20 protein-coding genes and 1 tRNA gene are annotated in these 19,833 nt (G+C 59.3%); 7 read left to right on the top strand and 14 right to left on the bottom strand.

Annotated elements, in window-relative coordinates:
• Nucleotides 1–29: 29 nt before the first annotated feature.
• Both ABLN94_RS13395 and hemF read left to right on the top strand, forming a co-directional pair.
• Nucleotides 30–830: an SDR family NAD(P)-dependent oxidoreductase gene (locus ABLN94_RS13395; RefSeq protein ID WP_352993060.1), complete on the top strand. Its 801-nt coding sequence runs from the start codon at nucleotides 30–32 to the stop codon at nucleotides 828–830.
• A gap of 5 nt (nucleotides 831–835) precedes the next feature.
• Nucleotides 836–1,720 (top strand): oxygen-dependent coproporphyrinogen oxidase, encoded by an 885-nt coding sequence (gene hemF / locus ABLN94_RS13390; protein WP_352993059.1) that lies wholly within the window; start codon nucleotides 836–838, stop codon nucleotides 1,718–1,720.
• 7 nt (nucleotides 1,721–1,727) lie between these two features.
• Here hemF and ABLN94_RS13385 read toward each other — a convergent pair whose 3' ends face one another.
• From ABLN94_RS13385 to modA, 4 genes are all read right to left on the bottom strand, one after another.
• Nucleotides 1,728–2,141, bottom strand: a complete 414-nt coding sequence (locus ABLN94_RS13385; RefSeq protein WP_352993057.1) for a hypothetical protein — start codon at nucleotides 2,139–2,141, stop codon at nucleotides 1,728–1,730.
• 192 nt (nucleotides 2,142–2,333) lie between these two features.
• Complete coding sequence (gene modC / locus ABLN94_RS13380; RefSeq protein ID WP_352993055.1) at nucleotides 2,334–3,431, bottom strand: molybdenum ABC transporter ATP-binding protein; 1,098 nt, start codon at nucleotides 3,429–3,431, stop codon at nucleotides 2,334–2,336.
• Nucleotides 3,428–4,120, bottom strand: a complete 693-nt coding sequence (gene modB / locus ABLN94_RS13375; RefSeq protein WP_352993054.1) for a molybdate ABC transporter permease subunit — start codon at nucleotides 4,118–4,120, stop codon at nucleotides 3,428–3,430. Before modB ends, modC begins: the two co-directional genes overlap by 4 nt.
• Nucleotides 4,121–4,123: 3 nt before the next feature.
• Nucleotides 4,124–4,903 carry a molybdate ABC transporter substrate-binding protein gene (modA, locus tag ABLN94_RS13370; RefSeq protein ID WP_352993052.1) on the bottom strand — a complete coding sequence of 260 codons (780 nt, stop codon included), beginning with the start codon at nucleotides 4,901–4,903 and terminating at the stop codon, nucleotides 4,124–4,126.
• A 220-nt stretch (nucleotides 4,904–5,123) separates the two neighbouring features.
• Here modA and ABLN94_RS13365 point away from each other — a divergent pair.
• Nucleotides 5,124–5,199 (top strand) — tRNA-Val (locus ABLN94_RS13365).
• Between the two features lie 145 nt (nucleotides 5,200–5,344).
• Nucleotides 5,345–6,343 (top strand): LacI family DNA-binding transcriptional regulator, encoded by a 999-nt coding sequence (locus ABLN94_RS13360; RefSeq protein WP_352993050.1) that lies wholly within the window; start codon nucleotides 5,345–5,347, stop codon nucleotides 6,341–6,343.
• Here ABLN94_RS13360 and ABLN94_RS13355 read toward each other — a convergent pair whose 3' ends face one another.
• Both ABLN94_RS13355 and ABLN94_RS13350 read right to left on the bottom strand, forming a co-directional pair.
• The gene (locus ABLN94_RS13355; protein WP_352993048.1) at nucleotides 6,344–7,477 is read right to left on the bottom strand and encodes a Gfo/Idh/MocA family protein; all 1,134 of its coding nucleotides are present in this window, start codon (nucleotides 7,475–7,477) and stop codon (nucleotides 6,344–6,346) included. It abuts the gene before it with no gap.
• A gap of 37 nt (nucleotides 7,478–7,514) precedes the next feature.
• Complete coding sequence (locus ABLN94_RS13350) at nucleotides 7,515–8,618, bottom strand: Gfo/Idh/MocA family protein (RefSeq protein WP_352993046.1); 1,104 nt, start codon at nucleotides 8,616–8,618, stop codon at nucleotides 7,515–7,517.
• A gap of 111 nt (nucleotides 8,619–8,729) precedes the next feature.
• Here ABLN94_RS13350 and iolC point away from each other — a divergent pair, with 111 nt between their 5' ends.
• Genes iolC through ABLN94_RS13335 form a run of 3 tightly spaced genes read left to right on the top strand, consistent with a single transcriptional unit; the run spans nucleotide 8,730 to nucleotide 11,392 of the window.
• Nucleotides 8,730–9,710 carry a 5-dehydro-2-deoxygluconokinase gene (gene iolC, locus ABLN94_RS13345; RefSeq protein ID WP_352993044.1) on the top strand — a complete coding sequence of 327 codons (981 nt, stop codon included), beginning with the start codon at nucleotides 8,730–8,732 and terminating at the stop codon, nucleotides 9,708–9,710.
• A gap of 9 nt (nucleotides 9,711–9,719) precedes the next feature.
• Nucleotides 9,720–10,556 (top strand): 5-deoxy-glucuronate isomerase, encoded by an 837-nt coding sequence (locus tag ABLN94_RS13340; protein WP_352993042.1) that lies wholly within the window; start codon nucleotides 9,720–9,722, stop codon nucleotides 10,554–10,556.
• Nucleotides 10,553–11,392: a class II fructose-bisphosphate aldolase gene (locus ABLN94_RS13335; protein ID WP_352993040.1), complete on the top strand. Its 840-nt coding sequence runs from the start codon at nucleotides 10,553–10,555 to the stop codon at nucleotides 11,390–11,392. Before ABLN94_RS13340 ends, ABLN94_RS13335 begins: the two co-directional genes overlap by 4 nt.
• Before the next feature lie 4 nt (nucleotides 11,393–11,396).
• On the opposite strand, the gene ABLN94_RS13330 is transcribed toward ABLN94_RS13335, so the two are convergent.
• The 8 genes from ABLN94_RS13330 to ABLN94_RS13295 form a co-directional block, all read right to left on the bottom strand.
• The gene (locus ABLN94_RS13330) at nucleotides 11,397–12,176 is read right to left on the bottom strand and encodes a TIM barrel protein (RefSeq protein ID WP_352993038.1); all 780 of its coding nucleotides are present in this window, start codon (nucleotides 12,174–12,176) and stop codon (nucleotides 11,397–11,399) included.
• 23 nt (nucleotides 12,177–12,199) lie between these two features.
• On the bottom strand, nucleotides 12,200–12,958 hold the full coding sequence (locus ABLN94_RS13325) for an SDR family NAD(P)-dependent oxidoreductase (protein WP_352993036.1): 759 nt from the start codon (nucleotides 12,956–12,958) through the stop codon (nucleotides 12,200–12,202).
• Nucleotides 12,955–13,761 (bottom strand): 5-deoxy-glucuronate isomerase, encoded by an 807-nt coding sequence (iolB, locus tag ABLN94_RS13320; RefSeq protein WP_352993034.1) that lies wholly within the window; start codon nucleotides 13,759–13,761, stop codon nucleotides 12,955–12,957. The genes ABLN94_RS13325 and iolB overlap by 4 nt, the downstream gene beginning before the upstream one ends.
• Nucleotides 13,762–13,806: 45 nt before the next feature.
• Entirely contained in the window at nucleotides 13,807–14,988 is a 1,182-nt protein-coding gene (locus ABLN94_RS13315) for a phytanoyl-CoA dioxygenase family protein (RefSeq protein ID WP_352993033.1), read from the bottom strand.
• A 48-nt stretch (nucleotides 14,989–15,036) separates the two neighbouring features.
• The gene (gene iolE, locus ABLN94_RS13310; RefSeq protein ID WP_352993031.1) at nucleotides 15,037–15,936 is read right to left on the bottom strand and encodes a myo-inosose-2 dehydratase; all 900 of its coding nucleotides are present in this window, start codon (nucleotides 15,934–15,936) and stop codon (nucleotides 15,037–15,039) included.
• Nucleotides 15,933–17,765, bottom strand: a complete 1,833-nt coding sequence (gene iolD / locus ABLN94_RS13305) for a 3D-(3,5/4)-trihydroxycyclohexane-1,2-dione acylhydrolase (decyclizing) (RefSeq protein ID WP_352993029.1) — start codon at nucleotides 17,763–17,765, stop codon at nucleotides 15,933–15,935. The genes iolE and iolD overlap by 4 nt, the downstream gene beginning before the upstream one ends.
• 90 nt (nucleotides 17,766–17,855) lie before the next feature.
• Entirely contained in the window at nucleotides 17,856–18,674 is an 819-nt protein-coding gene (locus tag ABLN94_RS13300) for an ATP-binding cassette domain-containing protein (protein WP_170488981.1), read from the bottom strand.
• A 1-nt stretch (nucleotide 18,675) separates the two neighbouring features.
• Complete coding sequence (locus ABLN94_RS13295) at nucleotides 18,676–19,782, bottom strand: ABC transporter permease (protein WP_352993027.1); 1,107 nt, start codon at nucleotides 19,780–19,782, stop codon at nucleotides 18,676–18,678.
• Between the last annotated feature and the right edge of the window lie 51 nt (nucleotides 19,783–19,833).

Raw genomic sequence — 19,833 nt, 5'->3', positions numbered from 1 at the left:
AACCTGCGCTGCAACTCAGGAGTATTAGCATGTCCTTTTCCATAGCTGGCAAGTCCGCAATCGTGACCGGCGGTGCCACTGGCGTTGGTTTGGCAATCGGGCGTCACTTTGCCGATGCGGGTGCCAACGTCATGTTTGCCGACATAGACGAAAAGCGGCTGGCTGAGGAACTGGGTGAACAGGCTGATGACAGCAACATTCGTTTCTTTGCCGGCGATCTGCGGGAAAAGCTGACCATTGCCAACCTGCTTTCGGCCACCATCGATGCGTTCGACCAGGTGGATATCCTGATAAACGGCGCGCGGCAGGTGATCCCTTCGGACCCGCTGGACCCCGAGGATGACTCGGTCCGCACACTGTTGAATCAGAACCTGATGCCCGCCCTGCGCCTGAGCCAGATCGTGGCCAAACGGATGATCAAACAGGCTGGAGACGACGAAGACAGTGTCGCCGGCTCAATCATCAACCTCTCCTCGATTGCCGCGCGGCGCACCCACCCCGATCTGATGGCCTATTCCGTGTCAACCGCAGCGTTGGACCAGATGACACGCTCGCTGGCTGTGGCTCTGGCTCCGAACCGCATCCGGGTGAACTCGATTGCTCTGGGTTCGGTGATGAGCGCTTCGCTACAGTCCACTCTAAAAGAGAACCGCGATTTCCGGGACGATATCGAGAAACACACACCGCTGGCCCGGATTGCCGCCCCGACCGAGCTAACCGAAACCGCGCAGTTCCTCGCCTCGGACGCAGCCGGATTCATCACGGGGCAAATCCTGACAATTGACGGCGGCCGCACCCTGCTGGACCCCGTTGCAGCACCGGCACACTGATTCTTATGCTCGACACTGAAAAATCCACCGCCTCCGCCTGGTTTCGCCAATTGCGCGACGAGATCGTAGTCACTTTTGAAGCGCTGGAAGACAGCCACGATAAGGGACCATTTTCAGACGCCAGGCCCGGAAAATTCGAGGTCAAAGAAACCACGCGGCAGTCCGAAGATGGTTCGGACGCAGGCGGCGGGTTGATGTCGGTGATGCGCGGCGGCCGCGTGTTCGAGAAGGTAGGCGTCAATATTTCAACTGTTTACGGCACGCTGGGTGCAAGGGCGCAGCAGGCGATGGCTACGCGTAAGGGTATTCCGGGCATGACCGATGACCCGCGATTCTGGGCCTCGGGCATTTCACTGGTCGCGCATATGCAGAACCCCCATGTTCCTGCGGTGCACATGAACACCCGCATGTTCTGGACTCCGCATGCGTGGTGGTTCGGCGGCGGGTCAGACCTGAACCCCTGCATCGAATACGAAGCCGACACAGCTCATTTTCACGGCACGCAAAAGGCCCATCTGGACCCGCACGGGCCGGGGCATTACCCGCGCCTGAAAGAATGGGCCGACGAGTATTTCTATATACCGCACCGCAAGCGCGCCCGTGGTGTCGGCGGGATTTTCATGGATGACTACTGCACCGGTGACTGGGCAACTGATTTTGCGCTGACGCAAGACATCGGCCGCGCCTTTCTGCCAGCCTTCGTACCGCTGGTTGAAAAACGCCGTGTGCAGGGATTTAGCGACGACGATAAGAACACTCAGCTGGTACATCGGGGGCTCTATGCCGAATACAACCTGGTTTATGATCGGGGCACCAAGTTCGGGCTGGAAACCGGCCACGACCCAGATGCTGTGCTGATGAGCCTGCCGCCATTGGCGAAATGGGTTTGATCTGCGATTAGAAATCAAAATCCATAATATTGTCGAAGCAGTGGCTCCTTGCCCCGCTGGCCGACATATTCTCACCTACGCGACTGACCGTGATCGAATAACTCTTAGAGGTGTCGGCGCCCTCGGGCGGTGTCATCGAAAACTGCACGGTCCGGGTCTGCTTTTCATAAGCTCGCGAGACATAAATTCGTTGGGTTGTCGGCACGCGCAGGGTGCGGATGGCGAAATCACCGATGCCACACCAGTATGCAATCGCCGCCGACGAGCCGTGCGTTGCCACCTGATAGGTGCCATCTTTCAACGGGGTAACCGTCGCACGAAAGGCGGGGTTTAAACCGAACCCAATCCCGAACCCGGTCGCATGCGCCAGTGCAGGCAGTAACGCCAGAACACCAACGCCTAAAACTTTGGAAAACCGCATGGCAAAAAGTCCTTAACTTAAAACTCTGACCCTGCTCAGAATCATAGAGGGCAAACTCGTTGAGTAAAGCTTGCGACCTTCCGGCCGCAACTTTCAACTGTCCGCTTTATGTCGGGGTACAGCTAAAACAGGATATCCTCCCAGAACTGCTGTGAAATTCCGCCAATAAAACACAGGGTATTCGGCACTGATCTAAGGTGCGGTCACCCGGCCGCCGACATCCTGCGGTGCCAAGGCCACTGTCTTGATCACCGCGAAACAGGGCTTGCCTGGCTCCAACCGCAGCGCCTCGACCGAACGGCGGGTAACGCGCGCCAGCACCGGTCCTGCCGGAGTTTTTACCGAGACAATGGCACCCGGCCCGTCGCCAGCTCGGATCGTATCCACCGCACCTTCCAGCATGTTCAGGGCTGACAACCCTTCAGGTCTTTTGTTTGACAGGATGACCTCTTGCGCGGGAATGCGAATGCGCAACTCTTCCCCGACACGATGCGGGATACGTGGTAGGAACAAGCGCGCCCCTCCGGCCTCCAGCTCGGTCAATCCGTCGGCATGGTGTTCCCTTACGCGGACATTCAGCACCGCCCCCACGGCCCGCACCCCTGCGGGGGCCACAGACGGGTCAGCCATCACCTCGGAGGCCGGGCCGTGCCGCACCGCTTTTCCCTCCTGCAACGCAACCACGGATGTCGCCAGCCGCGCAACCTCGGCCGCCGAATGGGTGACGTAGAGAATGGGCACCGAGACTTCATCCCGCAGCTGTTCGAAATAGGGCAGAATTTCAGACTTGCGCGCGTCATCCAGTGCCGCCAAAGGCTCATCGGCCAAAATCAACCGAGGGCTGGCCAACAGCGCGCGACCAATGGCAACACGCTGTTTTTCTCCGCCCGACAGACCAGCAGGGCGGCGATCCAGCAAGTGCCCGATGCCCAGCATCTCGATCACTTTGTGCGGGTTTTCACGTCGCGCGCGTCTTGGCGCGAACCAACGACCATAGGCCAGATTCTGCCGCACGGTCAGATGCGGAAACAGGCGGCCTTCCTGAAAGATATAGCCCAAACGCCTACGATGTGGCGGCAGCCAGAGGTTCTTTTCGGTGTTGAACAGTTCCCACTCGTTGACGGCGATACGCCCGGCCTTTGGCCGCAACAGACCCGCAACTGCATTGACTACCGTGGTTTTGCCCGACCCTGACCGACCAAACAAAACCGTTACGCCAGGAGGTGCGTCAAAGCTAAGATCCAGCTTGAGATCGGGCAATTCATGCTGCAAGCGGACAGACAGGCTCATAGTCCAGACACCTTAGCCGCGGCACGACGACCGACATATTCCGAAAGCAATAGCGCCCCCATAGCGACAATGATTGAGACAACAACCAGCCGGGTCGCGGCCCCCTCCCCTCCTGGCACCTGCAGGAACGCATAGACTGCCGAGGGCAATGTTTGTGTCTGACCTGGAATGTTCGAGACGAAAGTGATCGTGGCTCCGAACTCACCCATTGCTTTAGCAAAGGCGAGGATACCCCCGGCGATCACACCCGGCAGGATCATTGGAAGGGTGACGGTGGCGAAAACGAATACACGCGACGCACCCAGTGTTGCCCCGGCTTGTTCCAGTTTGGGGTCTACCGCCTCTATCGACAGGCGAATGGCCCGAACCATCAAAGGAAAGGCCATGATGCCCGCCGCCAGCGCCGCACCGGTCCAGCGAAACGCCACGACGATCCCAAACTCGGCCAGCAGCTTGCCCAGCGGACCCTGAATGCCGAAAGTCAGCAGCAGCAGATACCCGGTCACAACAGGCGGTAGAATCAGCGGCAGATGCACCAATCCGTTCAGTAACTGCCTGCCGGGAAACCGCCATCTTGCAAGCGCGTAGGCTACAAAGATACCGAAGGGCAAGGTCACCAGCGTGGCCCAGAAGGACACGCGCAGCGACAGCTTCAGCGCCTCAAGTTCAGCGGGCCCCAGCCACCCCATGCGTTAACTATCCGGCAGGGCAAAGCCCTGTTCTAAAAAGATTGTTCGGGCCGCATCCGATTGAAGATAATCCAGAAACGCCGTCGCTTCGGGCGCACCAGATTCAGTCACGGCTGCCGGGTATATGATCGGCGGATGCAAATCCGATGAAAAAGACGCCACGACCTGAACCCGGTTTTCGACCTGCGCGTCCGAACGGTAGACAATCCCCAGCGGTGCCGCCCCCGCCGCAACCAATGCCAACGCCGCACGGACATTGTCGGTTTGCGCAACCTGGTCCTGAACTTCTCCCCACAGACCGAGGCTCTGCAATGCGGCCTTGCCGTAAATACCCGCCGGAACAGCATCGACCAAGGCCATTGCCAGATATCCGTCATCCAGTGCAGCGGACAAGTCGGTCTCCGGTTGAACTACACCAATCTGCTCCTGATTAGTCCCTCCGATCAGGACCAGCCCATTGCCCAGCAGATCCACTCGCGAGGTCGTGTCCATCAAACCCTGATCCTGCAGGACATCCATCCAATCCACATTGGCGGAAATGAACAAATCCGCCGGAGCGCCCAACTGAATCTGCCGCGCCAACACGGACGAAGCCGCGTAAGACACCGTGACTTCATGCCCAGTCTGGCGCTCAAAAGCTGGTGTGATCTCATCCAAAGCGGTCTTCAGGCTGGCTGCAGCGAACACCAATATTTCCACCGCACCGGCCCGAACCGGAGCCAGCGTCAAAGTACCCAAAACCACGGCCGCGACGACAAATCGGCGGGCAAGGGACAGGATCATGTGCTCTCCCGTCTGGAAGGTTGCAATCTCTTCGGGGATATCTGAGGCAGCGGGGGGCGCGCAAGTAGCTTTCCCGAGGACCGGGGGCGCAGCCTGCGGAAAATGAACGGATTTCACCGGGGCTGCCGGCACTCATATCAGAATGATCTGGTACTGAAGCAAAGAAATTGTGCCAGACCCTCTTGCACCCGCGCGCAGGCTTGGCTACATGCACCGTCACGGGTGATTAGCTCAGTTGGTAGAGCGCTTCGTTTACACCGAAGATGTCGGGAGTTCGAGTCTCTCATCACCCACCATCCACCTCTTTATCATTGAACGGCCACTAATCTGACAACGGTCGTGGCGTGATCTTGCAACCGATTGCAAGTTTTGAACAATGATGCATAGTATTTCACTCATGACATCACTTAACAGCCCTCCCACGTTCCTCGGGTGCTCGTCATGAGTGTCACCCTGAAAGACGTAGCCGCACTTGCCGGTGTGTCACGCTCGGCCGTTTCGCGGACCTTTACCGAGGGCGCATCGGTTTCGGCCAAGACCCGCAGCAAGGTTGAAAAGGCCGCCAAAGAACTGGGATACAGCCCCAACGCGCTGGCGTCCTCGCTGACCACTGGACGGACCAAGCTGATCGGGTTGATTTCGAACAACTTTCACAACCCGATTTTCCTGGAAGTGTTCGACCAGTTCACCCGCGCTTTGCAGGAACGTGGGCTGCGACCGCTTATCGTTAACCTGACGGACGAGACCGAACCCGCCAATTCGGTTCGGATGTTGCGGCAGTATTCGGTGGATGCCGCAATTGTGGCCTCATCTACCCTGCCGCCCAGTTTTGCCAAGGCGTTCCACGATGCGGGCGTACCGGTGGTGCATACCTTCGGACGCTCAGCCACGTCCCCCGAGGTTCATGTCGTGGGGATCGATAACGTCGAATGCGGGCGCATGGCGGCGCGCGAATTGCTGACGCGCGAGTATCGGCGTGTGGCGTATCTGGGCGGGCCGCAGAACGCAACTTCGGCCATGGACCGGTATCGCGGTTTCATGGAAGAGGTCGAGAAGCACTCCGGCCTCGAAGTATCTCACTCCTTCGCCGACAACTATTCCTTTGAAGCCGGTCGCAGCGAGATGCTGCGACTGCTGTCGGGCACCCCGGCTGGGGGCTATTTTTGCGGCGACGATATCCTGTCCATCGGGGCACTGTCAGCCCTTCGCGACCACGGGCTGAAACCGGGCGAGGATATTGGCATCATCGGCCTGAACGACATGGAGATGTCGCGTTGGGAAAGCATCGACCTGACCACGATCCACCAGCCGATCAAGCAGATCATTACCTCGTCCGTCGATCTGGTTGAGGAGATGCTGAAGGACCCGAGACGCTATCCCGAAGCGCGGATATTCCCCTGTCGGGTGATTGAGCGGGGCACGCTACGGCCCCGCCCCTGATTACCGGAACATCGGCGGGCGCGCGTCTTTCCAGGCGCCATCCTCTTTACCCGACGCGACCGCCGCGTGCACGGCGGCAATGGATCGAACGCCATCCGACGCGCCGGGCAGGCCGTCGCGCGCCTCTCCCCGGATCGCGTCCGCCATGTCGCAATAGATATTGGCGACGGCGAGCGGGAAACCTTCCGGGTGCGCAATCGCCACACGGGATAGACGTTGCACTTCGTCGTGCAGACCGCCCTCTCCTTTTTCAATGATCTGCGTACGGCCACCGACGGGGGTATAGATTAGCTGGTTCGGTTGTTCGGACGCCCAACGCAGACCGCCGGTTTCACCGAACACCTGAATGTCGAACCCATGCTGTCGCCCGATTGCCACGGACGAGGTCCACAAACGACCCACTGTTCCGCCCTCCATTCGGAAGTTGACCATTGCATCGTCCTCCAACTCGCGGCTGGAGATGGTCGAGGCCATGTCGGCAGACAGCGTCTTCACCTCATCGTCGCAGATGAAGCTGGCCATGTGCAGCGCGTGGATGCCGCAATCGGCGAATTGGCCCGAGACACCAGCCATTGCCGGGTCATAGCGCCAGCGCACCCGCGGGTTGTCGGCATCGGTGGCATCGCCATGATGGCCGTGGCTGAAATTGGTCACGACCAGACGCACCTTTCCAATGTCGCCCGCCCGCACCATCGCACGTGCCTGGCGCACCATCGGATAGGCGGAATAGCAGTAGTTCACCGCGCAGATTTTACCCGAGGCTTCGGCGACGCGAACGATCTCTTCGCCCTCCTCCACGGTCATGGTCATCGGCTTTTCGCACAGCACGTTGAATCCGGCCTCCAGAAAAGCCTTGGCGATCTCGAAATGAGTGGAATTGGGCGTGGCAATCGTCACCAGATCAACCCGGTCTGCGCGGTTCCTTTCACCGGCCAGCATCTCCTGCCAGTCGCCATAGGCGCGATCAGCGGTGACACCCAGTCGCTGCGCATATTCGCGGCCTACGTCGGGGCGGTGATCCAGCGCGCCAGCAGTGAATTCGAACATCCCGTCCGCCAATGCCCCCAGACGGTGGGCGGGCCCGATCTGGCTGCCTTCGCCTCCACCGATCATACCCCATCTCAGCTTTGCCATGGTCTTGGTCTCTCTTAAGGTTTTAACGGTTTCGCGATCAGTAATCGCGGATGTCTTGCCATGATTGGCGCTCGGACGAAGCCAATGCCGCGGCCAGCACCCGGTTGACTTCATGTCCGTCGCGGAAGGTGGGCCAGATCGGTTGGCCGGTATGAATCGCCTCAAGAAAATCCTTGGCTTCGATGATGATCTGGTCCTGATATCCGGTACCGTGTCCGGGACCCTGACAGAACTGTTCGTAATCCGGGTGTTCTGGGCCGGTCAGGATCTTGGTGAATCCGCGCTGCGCCTCGGGGCCTTCGCGGCGATAAAACCACAGAGCATTCTGATCCTCCTGATCGAACCGAAGCGCGCCCTTGGTGCCAGAAATCTCATACGCATAGCCCATCTTGCGACCGGTCGAGATGCGGCTGACATAGATATTGCCCATTGCGCCGTTTTCGAACCGGCACATGATCTGGGCATGGTCATCATTGGTGACCTTACCGCCGGGGCGGGTTTCGTGAACGGTTTCCACCTCGGCCATGACGGCCTTGATCGGCCCCATCAAGGCCAAAGCTCCGTTGACCATATGAGGGGCAAGGTCGCCTATGGTTCCGTTCGCCATTCCCGTAGTGCGCCATGTCGCCGGAGCTTCGGGGTCGGCAAAGAAATCCTCGGTGTGTTCGCCACGGAACCACGTAATGTCACCCAACTCGCCGTCCGCGATCAGCTTGCGCGCGTATTGTGTGGCTGGCGTGCGAACATAGTTGAAGCCAACCATGTTGGTGACACCCCCCGCCTCAGCCGCGGAGACCATGGCGGCACCATCCTCCATCGACGCACCCAGAGGCTTTTCGCACAGCACCGGTTTTCCCAGCGCAAAGGCCGCCTCGGCGATTTGACGATGCGTTTCCTGCGGCGAGGCAATGACTACGGCCTCGACCGCCGGGTCGTTGACCAGCACCCGCCAATCCTCGGTCGCACGCCTGAACCCGTAGGCAGTCCGGTACCGTTCGGCGCTTTCAGGGGTCGAAGCACAGATCATCTCAAGACGCGGGCGCAGCGCCGTGTTGAACACGGCGCCCACGGCCGACATCGCAACGGAATGGGCCTTGCCCATATAGCCGCCACCTACGATTCCAATTCCGATTTCAGGCATCTGTCACGGCTCCGAACATACTATTGCAACCGGTTGCAAAATCAGTATCGTGTGAATCGATTCAACGCAAGGTCCAAACTTTGCCGACCCCAATTTGCCGGAGGATATGACGTGAGCGCTTTGATAGACGGTATCAAAGGAAACCGCTTTGCCGTGCTAGGGCGTGCGGGAATGGACCTGTACGCCGACCCTGTCGGTGTGAAAAGCGAGGATGCCGATACGTTTCACGCCGATCTGGGTGGGTCTTCCGCGAATATTTGCGCCGGTCTGGTCAAGCTGGGCAGTCAGGCGTCGCTGATCACTTCGGTCTCGGATGATGCGGTGGGGCGGTTCTGCCTGAACCGGTTGCGGCATTACGGCGTGGACACATCCTTTATCCGCGTTCTGGGTGGCGAATACCGTATGTCTCTGGCCGTTTACGAAAGCCGGATCAAAAACTTCCAGAACGTCATCTATCGCAACGGTGCCGTTGATTTTCAGGTCACCGAAGAGGATATGGACAAGGTCGACTATACCTCGTTCTCGGCGGTGATCTCAGCCGGAACCGTATTCGCAGCCGAGCCGTCACGCAGTGCCACGTTCCGTGCCTTCGACAACGCCCGCGCGGCTGGCCTGCCGATCATTTTCGATATCGACTACCGTCCCTACAGTTGGCCCTCGCCCGAGGTGGCCGCCGATGTCCTGTCCCGCGCCGGAGAGGCCAGCGACCTGATCGTTGGAAATGATGAAGAGTTCGGGTTCATGGCCGGTAGCATCGACAAAGGGTTCGCCAAAGCCAAGGAATTGGCCGAGAAACCGGGCCGCATCGTCATCTACAAGATGGGTGAGAAAGGCGCGGTCACTCTGGCGGACGGTCAGGAGATCCACACCGGCATCTACCCTGTCACCGCTGTTAAACCCAACGGCGCAGGTGACAGTTTCATGGCCGGGCTTCTGGCCTCAATCGCGGCGGGGCACCCACTGGAGGACGCCGTCATGCGCGGTTCCGCCTGTGCCTCGATCGTAGTGTCGCAGCCCGGTTGCGCGCCTGCCATGCCCACAACGCCGGAACTGAATACGTTTCTTGCCGAACATCCCGGCCCGACCACATAGGAGTTTCCCATGCATATCGCACCCTATGACAATCAGAACAAACCCATCGTCGATGCAGAAGACCCGACCGTGCCGCTGAATTATTTCAACATCGTCAAACTGAAAAAGGGCGAAGCGTTCGAATACCAAGTGCCGGGTTACGAGACCTGCATCGTCCCCGCCACCGGCAGCGTCGATGTTGACGTCGAAGGCGTTCAATTCGCCAAGCTAGGCAACCGGGGTGAAGACGTGTGGGATGGCGAACCGGAAGGGGTGTACGTGCCTGTCGGTGCCAAGGCCCAATTGGTTTGCGTTTCAGACGAGACTGAAGTTTTTATCGCTGGCGCCAAGTACGACAAGGTGCTCGAGCCATTCGACGTCCGCGAGCACGACCTTGTTCAGTATGGCAGCGACGACACCAAAACCCACCGCAAGATCAAACACATCCTCGGCCAGAAGCAGCATGACAAGGTGGGGCGCCTACTGGTCAGCGAGTTGTTCACTGTTGGTCAGGGCGGCTGGTCCGGTTTCCCCAGCCACAAGCATGACACCAACCGCCTTCCTGATGAGTCTCGCCATGACGAGACCTATAATTTCCGCTTCAAGCCCAACTGGGGCTCGGGACTGCAGATGTTGCAGCGTGAAGATAACGAGCCCGGCGACGCCTATCACATCGTCGACGGATCCACGATCTGCATCGACAAGGGCTATCACCCCTGCTGTGTGCTGCCTGGGTACGAGATGTACTATTTCACCATTCTCGGCGGTCTCAGCCAGCGTTCTTTGGTGCAATACTTCCAGCCAACGCATGCCTACCAGATCGAAACGATCCCGGGCATCAAAGACATGATCGCGAAGTTCAAATGACCCTCGTCACATTGAAAGACGTCCTGCAACCAGCGTACGAACAAGGCTATGCCGTGGGAGGGTTGGTGACCCTCGGCTGGGAAGACATGCGTGCCTATGTGGCTGCGGCTGAGGCCGAAAACGCCCCCGTAATCCTGCAGGCCGGGCCCAGCTGTCGCGAGTACACGCCGCTGCCCATTCTGGGCAAGATGTTCCGCCATCTCGCCGAGAATGCCTCGGTCCCCGTGGTCGCCCATCTGGACCACGGCTATACGTTCGAAGAATGCAAGATCGCTTTGGACAGTGGGTTTACGTCACTGATGTTCGACGGCTCTCGCAAACCATTGCAGCAAAATATCGACGAGACCGCTGCGATTGCCGAGATGGCCCATGCGGCTGGAATCTCCTGCGAGGGTGAGATCGGATTCGTTGGCTACTCGGGTGGAGAAGGCTCAAACGGGACAGACCCGGCTGAGGCCGCGCAATTCGCGCGTGAGAGCGGTGTCGATGCGATGGCCATTTCAGTGGGCAACGTCCATCTGCAGCAGAACAAGGAAGGCGGTCTGGACGAGGACCGTATCCGCAAGATCGACACCATGACCGAGGTACCATTGGTGATCCATGGCGGCTCAGGCGTACCGCTCGAGCAACGTGCGCGCCTCGCCCGCGAGACCTCGATCTGCAAGTTCAACATCGGGACCGAATTGCGCATGGCCTTTGGCGCTGCCTTACGAGAGGCAGTAAACCGCGACCCCGACAGGTTTGACCGTGTGACCATCCTGAAAGAGACCCACGACCCGGTTGAAGTTGCCGCGCGCGCGGTCATTCGCGCCTTTGGCGCTCCGCCGCAGAGATAAGCTTTCAGAGGGTAAAGGCGCTTCGGAAGGCTTCAAGAGCGTCATCCGGATCGCCTGCCGCGAAGGCCTCCATCCCGACCGGTCCACGATAGCACATATTGTTCAACGCCCGCGCAACGGCGGCATAATTGACTTCACCGCTCCCGGGTTCACATCGGCCTGGGTTATCGGCAACTTGAACTTCTCCAATCCACGGCAAGCACTTCTCGCACCATCGGATCAGATCACCCTCGCCGATTTGCGTGTGGTACAGGTCGAGGTTGATGCGCAATTGGGGGCGATCAATAGCTGAGACCAGCGCCAACACATCCGCTGTCGAACCAAAGGGGCATCCGGGGTGATCTAACAGGTTCAGGTTTTCCAGCGTAAACACCACACCCTCTTCTTCGGCCAAGTCGCAGATGCGGTTCAGCGTGTCCTGCGCCTTTAGCCACATATTCCCGGTGACGGTTTCGTGCTGCCAGATAGGAATACCGCCATCGCCTAATCCCGTACCGTGCAGATTCAAACGATCCACACCCAATCGCTTGCCGATCTGCGCTGTTTCGCGCGCGGATTCGAGCAACAAATCCGCACCCACATCATCGGCCAGACGGCCCTCGAGATAACCGTTCATAATAGTGTAGTTCGCACCGATGCGTTCGAGTTTTCCAAGGTCCAGCTCAGGCCAGTTCCACAGACCCACACCGAAGCCCATTTCCGTCAGGCGCGCAACGCGCCAGTCCCTTGGCTTATCCAGCCAGAGCATTTCGGCACAGGCCGCCAGTTGGAATGTTTGGGACATGCCAGACCTCCGGAGGTGGGCGTTCAGATTGATCCGCCTTCGACCATGAAATTTCCCGCACTGCACATGGCGGCATCATCTGAGGCCAGAAACACCACCATCCGCGCGACATAGACCGGATCAATTGGATCGGGCAGGCATTGACGATCGACCTGTTTGGCCAAAGCCTCTGGCGTAACCCACAGGTCTTTCTGTCGATCGGTCATGATCCACCCGGGCACCACGGTGTTGACGCGGATGCGGTGATCCCCCAATTCACGTGCCATGGTGCGGGTCAGGCCATGTACGGCGGATTTCGCAGTGGCATAGGCAGGGAAACCAGCGCCCGCTTCCCACCAGGAATTCGAGCCAATGTTGACGATGGACCCACCGCCGCGTTGGATCATCGCGGGCGCGACGGATTGGATGGCGAAAAACATATGGCGGATATTGGTCGCCATGCGTTCGTCCCAGTAGCCCGGCGTCACCTCGCGCCAGTCGTGCCGGTCGTCATGCGCTGCATTGTTGACCAACACATGAGCCGTACCAAGCTCGTCCGTCAGTTCCGCCAACGCGATACGCAACGCCTCGATATCGCGCAGATCGCATTGGACGAAGGCGTGCTCGCCGTCCACCTCCGCCAGCAGCGCGTGCCCTGCGTCCGCGTCAATATCCAGAATCCCGACCTTGGCACCTTGCGCCGCGAAGGCCCGGACCGTTTCTGCACCGATGCCGCCTGCCCCACCAGTGATGAAGACGGTCTTTCCGTTCAGGCTGGGGTAGGTGGCAAAGTCTTGGGTCATCCGTCACGCTCCATGATCCACTCGACCTCGGGGGCCGCAACAAAGCGCCATTTCCGCAAAGGCCCGGCCATGACGTTAAGGTAGTACATTTCAAACCCATAGGGCGCACCGCAAGGGTGATGGCCACGCGGGACGGTCACAACATCGCCATCGGACACCGCCATCGTCTCATCCAACTGGCCGTCATCTGTGTAAACGCGTTGGATGCCAAACCCATTGGCCGGGTTGAGGCGGTGGTAATAGGTTTCTTCCAGATAGGTAATACGGGGGTAATCATCCTCGTCATGGCGGTGGCTGGGGTAGGACGACCAATGGCCGCTTGGCGTGAACACCTCGGTCACTAGCAGGCTGTCGGCATAATCCTCAGCCTCCATCGCGATGTTGTTGATGTAGCGGGTGTTCACACCCTTGCCGCGCTCGGTCAGGGTGATGCCATCGGGTCCGATGCGGCGCGCTTCGTGGCCGCCCTTCCCTGGGGCCGAACACACGGCGATAACGCAATCGGTTTCGGCCACGGCCTCCCATTCCGTTCCATTGGGCAAGTACAGGCAATGCGGCGGCGTCTTTTCGAATACATTCATCCGGTCGCCCAAAACGCCCCAGTCTCGCCCGGCACTGGTGATCTGCGCCTTGCCTTCAACCATGACCAGAATGACCTCTCGATCCCCCGTGGCCTCAGTGGCCGTATCGCCTGCCCGAAGGTTGTAAAGGCCAAACCCGACATACCGCCACCCAGCGCTGGCCGGGGTGATGTCATGAGCCTTGCCGCGCGCGCCAAAGGGTTTCTTGAGCAGATCTGCCATTTTTGTCTCCTTGGACGGCGGTCAATGGACCGCCCGGTTCTTGTTTTAGGCAGCTTGCCTTCGATGCAGGGCCGAAAGCGCCTCGGCCAGCCGCGCCTCGGCCCAGCTTTCCCCGACAGCGCTGCGCAGGACATCCGCCTGGCTCTCCGGTGCATTGCCCCCGATTGGAGGATCGGTGTCCAGATTAGTCGGGAACGGGTAGCCTTCAGCCGTCGCAGCGATCGCTGCATCCAATTGAGCCGCACTCAGACTGCCACGCTGTGTCAACGCAATGAGCGATGGGAGGACCGCAATAGACATCGCCTGACGATCCACACCCTCCATCGCGCGCCCAAACGCCGAAGAGATTTGCAGCAGGTTCGCCATACGCTGAATTTCGGCGCTGCCGTTTTCGCCAGCCGCATGAAACAAGGCCGGGTTGAAAAACACTGCGTCGCCTTTGGACAGTGGCAACTGGACGTAGGCATCCTCGAAGTATTCCCGATGTCCGGCATCGTGAAATGCCAAATAGCCCGCCGGATAGAGCTGCGAAAAGGGCAACAGTTTCGTCGGCCCGCTTTCCACCGGCATGTCGCAATGGGCAACCGCGCCCTGCAACGTCAAAGAAGCTGTAACAAGGTGTACATGTGCGGGGTATCGGGCAGCACTGTCCGCGCTTTGAAAGCCGAGGTGGTAATCCCGATGCGCCTGTTGCGCCTTACCGCCTGGACGTACCTGATTGACCTGCGCCGTCACTTGGTAATTCGGTCCAAGCCATGCCTCACAGACGGCGGCGATGGACGTATTCCCGAAATACAAGGCAAATCCTTCTGGATCGCGCAGACATTGCTTTTGCAGCGCATTCCAGATCCGGTCATTGGCACCCGACGCAGCAAAGTGGTCGCCTTCACCCGCCCCACTCCGACGCTCTTCGTCGATGATCTGACGAAACACATCCGTGGCCCGATCTATAACCGAGGTATCCGGATAGGCCCCTTTCAGAGCGATCACCCCGGCGGATTTGTCCAGTACCCAACCCCATTCCGCAAGCAAGGCTCGCCGCTTGTCAGGCTGTTCCAGCACCGGGCGCAACGCCTGCATGTCATAGATCGGTACGTTCTTTTCCACGGTCGCGGCATGGGGCACCGCGCCAACCGAAAGGTTCTGAGAGGTCAACACCTTGAATTCATCCAGATCACAGGACTCCCGGTCGAAATAGCCGACATATCCAAGCTCTTGATGCACCATGACGTGCTCCTTTCTCATGGCTTCGGTGTTGCCCCTCGGGGCGGTGTATTACTCGGTGATTTCCAATCCTGCCTGCGTGCAAACCTCGACAATGTGGTCGTAGCCCATTTTGGAATACTCGTAGGGCGGTGCTTTGGCCGGGTCCTGTTCGGCCTCAACCACGATCCAGCCGTCGTAATCCATCGCCTTGAGGGCATTTGCCACGGCCTGGAAATCAATGCAGCCATCGCTTGGCACGGTGAAAGCGCCGGCGATCACTGCATCCAGAAAGCTGCGATTTTTATCGCGCGTGTCCTGCACGACAGCTGGGCGGATATCCTTGAAATGCACGTGATGAACCCGGTCACCCCAACGGTTCAACGTCGCCATCACATCGCCGCCACCGAACAGCAGGTGGCCGGTGTCGAAGCACAGCTTCACCTCGGGGCCTGACCCCTCCATCAGCCAGTTCACGTCATCCTCGCTTTCGATGATCGTGCCCATGTGATGGTGATAGGCCATCGTCATACCCTGATCGGCCATCCATTTCGCCAACTCGGTCAGATTGCCCGCGTATGCCAGAACCTCATCCTTGGACAGTTTGGGGCGGTCATTGACCGGCGTTCCGATCTGACCCTGCACAGTGTTGGAGCACTCGGCATAGACGATACACGGGCTGTTCAGCGCCACGAACTGTTCGACCTGTTCACGCACGACTTCGCGTTCGATTGCGAAGTCATTGACCAGCGACGCACCGGAACACCAGCCGCCGCAAAGCGCAATATTGTTGCCTTCGAGATAGGCGCGCAGACCTTCTGTGTCGCCGGGCATCCGCTGGCCGCGTTCGACACCGGTATATCCGATTTCGCGCGCTTCTTTCAGGGCCTGCTCCATAGTGTAGGCGGCGGTCAGATCCGGCAGATCGTCATTTTGCCACGCGATCGGAGAGATTCCGATTTTCACGCTCATTTCGTGTTTCTTTCCTTGATGGCGACTTCATAGGCCGCACGTTTTTCGTTCACTTCAGGGCGGATGCTGACCTCGGGCACGGCCACTTCCCACCAGGTGCCGCCATATTCGGTCGAGGGGTATGGGTCGGTGTCGATGACCACCACATACGGGCCTTTGATATCACCACGTTTGGCAAGCGCCTCCTCAAGCTCGGCAATCGAGCTGACCTTGACCGAGGTCGCCCCCATCGCCGCCGCATGGGCTGCAAAGTCGATGGCCGAAGGAGTTTCATGCACCGCGTGGTCCAGCAGGTTGTTAAATTCTGCCCCGCCGGTACCCATCTGCAAGCGGTTGATGCAGCCGAAGCCCCGGTTGTCGGTGATGACTACGGTGAATGAGACACCCATCATCGCGGCGGTCGCCATTTCCGAGTTCGCCATCATATAGGTGCCGTCGCCGGTAAAGCAGATCACATCACGCTCAGGCTGAGCCATCTTGATGCCCATGGCGCCTGCGATCTCGTACCCCATGCAGCTGAACCCGTATTCCATGTGATAGGCTCCGGGGCGCGGTGCTTTCCAAAGTTTGTGCAACTCGCCGGGCATGGTCCCTGCCGCGCACATCACGACCGTGTCGTCATGCGAGGCGCGCTGGACCGCGCCCACCACCTGCATATCGGTGGGCAGAGCATTGCCGTCACCGGGCGCATCGGTCAGCTTGTCGACCTTGCCGAACCACTCGGCCTTGAGGGTATCGGCCACCGGTTCTGCGCGGTAACCCTGCATGGCGGCACCCAGCTCTTCCAACCCAACACGCGCGTCGGACTGTAGCGGCTTCGCGCCGTGTTTCTCTGCGTCATAGGCGGCGGTGTTCAAACACACCATCTCGCGCTCGGGGTTCGAGAACAGGCCCCAGGAGCCAGTGGTGAAGTCCTGCAACCGTGTACCGACCGCCAGCACCAGATCAGCCTCGGCGCAAACGTCATTGGCGGGCTCGCCGCCGGTCACACCGATGGGACCGAGGTTCAGCGGGTGGTCCCAGGCCAGCGCTGACTTGCCTGCTTGAGTTTCGGCTACGGGAACGTTGTGTGTTTCGACAAAGCTTTGCAACGCGTCGGTTGCGCCCGAGTAATGCACCCCACCCCCGGCGACGATGACCGGACGTTTGGCAGCCTTGATCGCTGCAACGGCGCGGGCCAATTCGCCTTCGTCCGGGCGGATACGGCGCTGATACCAAACGCGGGGTTCAAAGAAGCTTTCGGGATACTCATAAGCCTCGGCCTGCACATCCTGACAGAAGGCCAGCGTCACCGGACCACAATCGGCCGGGTCCGTCATCGTGCGGAAAGCGCGCGGCAAAGCGGTCAGCAAATGCTCGGAGCGCGAGATGCGATCGTAATAACGGCTGACCGGGCGGAAGCAGTCGTTGGCGCTGACAGTCCCGTCTCCGAAATTCTCAATCTGTTGCAACACCGGGTCCGGCCCTCGTGTGGCAAACACATCGCCGGGTAGCAGCAGAACCGGCAGGCGGTTCACATGCGCCAACGCCGCCGCAGTCACCATGTTGGTCGCGCCCGGCCCGATCGACGAGGTCACCGCCATCGCCCGCGTCCGCCGCATCTGTTTGGCATAGGCAATCGCGCAATGCGCCATGGTCTGTTCATTGTGACCGCGATAGGTGGGCAGGTTTTCTTTGACAGCGTGCAGCGCCTCACCCAGCCCCGCCACATTGCCATGGCCAAAGATGGCCCAGACACCTGCAATGAAAGGCTCTCCGGCCTCGTTCATCTGCGCACCCAGATAGCGCACCAAAGCTTGCGCTGCGGTCAGTCGGACTGTGTTGCCCATTGTGATCCCTTTCAACACAAGGCCATTTTGGCCAATCCTGCAATTTCGTTAGATGTTGGGTCAGATGACCCCAAAAGGGGGGTAACGGCGTTAAACCGTTCCGCCCAGCGAGCCTTCCAGTTCGGCCATTTCCTGACCTCCCGCCATCAGGTCCTGCAACTCCTCGGGCGTGATCTCACCCCGTTTTGCCGTGCCCAAGGTCTTGCCTCGATTCAGCACGGTAAAGCGATCCCCCACAGCCAGCGCATGGCGGACGTTGTGGCTGATGAAGACAACCCCGACGCCCTGACTGCGCACCCGATCAATGGTCGCCAGAACGTTCGAGGTCTGACGCACCCCAAGGGCCGAGGTAGGTTCGTCCAAGATAAGAATCTTAGCACCGAAATACACTGCGCGGGCGATGGCGACGGTCTGACGCTCACCACCAGACAGCGTTCCCACTGCCTGATCCGGCCCCCGCAGGTTGATGCCCATCTTGCGCATCTCTTCCATGCAGACATCGTTGGCCTGCTCAACGTCGAACCGCTTGAGCAGCCCTTTACCCTTTGTCGGCTCGCGCCCCATAAAGAAGTTGCGTGTCACGCTCATCAGCGGGATCATCGCAAGGTCTTGGAACACGGTCGCAATACCCGCCTCCATCGCATCCCGAGGCGTGTCGAAATGCAATGGTTTACCCTCGAACAGAATCTCTCCCTTGGTGGGTTTGTGCACCCCGGACATGGTCTTGATGAAGGTCGACTTGCCTGCACCGTTGTCGCCCAGAAGGCAGTGGCATTCCCCCGGTTTGACGTCAAAGCTGACGCCGGCCAGAGCGATGATGTTGCCAAAGTGCTTTTCGATGTTCTTCATTTCGACGATAGGAGCCGCGTCGCTCGCGTCGCCGTGGTGGAACTTGGTGTCTTCGGTCATATCAGCGCTCCCCCGTCACACGCTTGCGGATCGCGTTGTTGAACAGAACGGCGATCAGCAGCATGGCGCCCAGGAAAACCTGGAACCAATCCTGGTCGAAATCGGTGTAGGTCAGGCCGATGACCACCATGCCAAAGATGATCGAACCGAAGAAAGCCCCGATAGCAGACCCATACCCGCCGGTCAGCAAACAGCCCCCGATCACAGCCGCGATGATCGCTTCAAACTCCTTCTGGAAGCCCCGGCGCGCATCGGTCGAGCCCGCATCCATCACCGTGATGATCGCCACCAGTGCGGCGCAGCAGGCTGTCAGCATGAACAGCGAAACCTTGACGCGGCTCACGGGCACACCCGAGTTCGAAGCAGCAGTCTTGTCGCCGCCGGAGGCAAAAATCCAGTTCCCCGCCGGAGTGCGCAACAGCACATAGGTCGCGGCCAGCGCCAGCACGATGAACCACAGAATCTCAACCGGGACACCCGGTACTTTAGGCGCGCCGCTTTTGAACGTGTCGATCATGCCGTTCGCGGCCAGCCAGCTGAACAGGCTGCCGAACGCTTCGCCCGAGAAGAACGGCCCCAACCAGTCGTTTTCGGTCGCATCGCGCACGCCGCGCAGCTGCGTCGACCCGCCCGTCGCCATTTTCAAACCGACCAGAGACAAGCCCCGAAGGATAAACAGAAAGGCCAACGTCACGATAAAGGACGGCAGACCGGAACGGATCACGATATTACCGTTAATCGCACCGACCATGGCCGCAAAAACGAAGGTCATCGGGATGGCAGCGATCAGCGGCAATTGCCACGTCACTACACACACACCGAAGAAAAGGCCGGAAAACGCCACCATCGAACCGATGGACAGGTCGAACTCGCCGCCAATCATCAGCAGAGCGGCCCCGATGGCCAGAATGCCGAGTTGAGCCGCAGGCGTCATGAAGTTCATTATCCCTGCAAGAGTGAACATCGACTCATCCGCAGTGAGCGCGAAGAAAATGACCACAAGGACGACACCGGCCATAGCGCCAAGCTCGGGGCGTTTCATTAACTTGGTCAGGAACGGTTCGCTCTTGACCCTTTCGTCGGCTGCGACGGGCGCTGACTGACTCATGTTCTCCTCCCAATTCGATTGAAACGGCGCAGGTCACGCCGTTTCATATGT

Origin of the sequence: Ruegeria sp. SCP11, from assembly GCF_040329455.1 — a bacterium.
GTDB lineage: Bacteria > Pseudomonadota > Alphaproteobacteria > Rhodobacterales > Rhodobacteraceae > Ruegeria > Ruegeria atlantica_E.
Note: the sequence above shows the minus strand (reverse complement) of the source record. Positions and strands in the feature narration are given on the sequence as shown.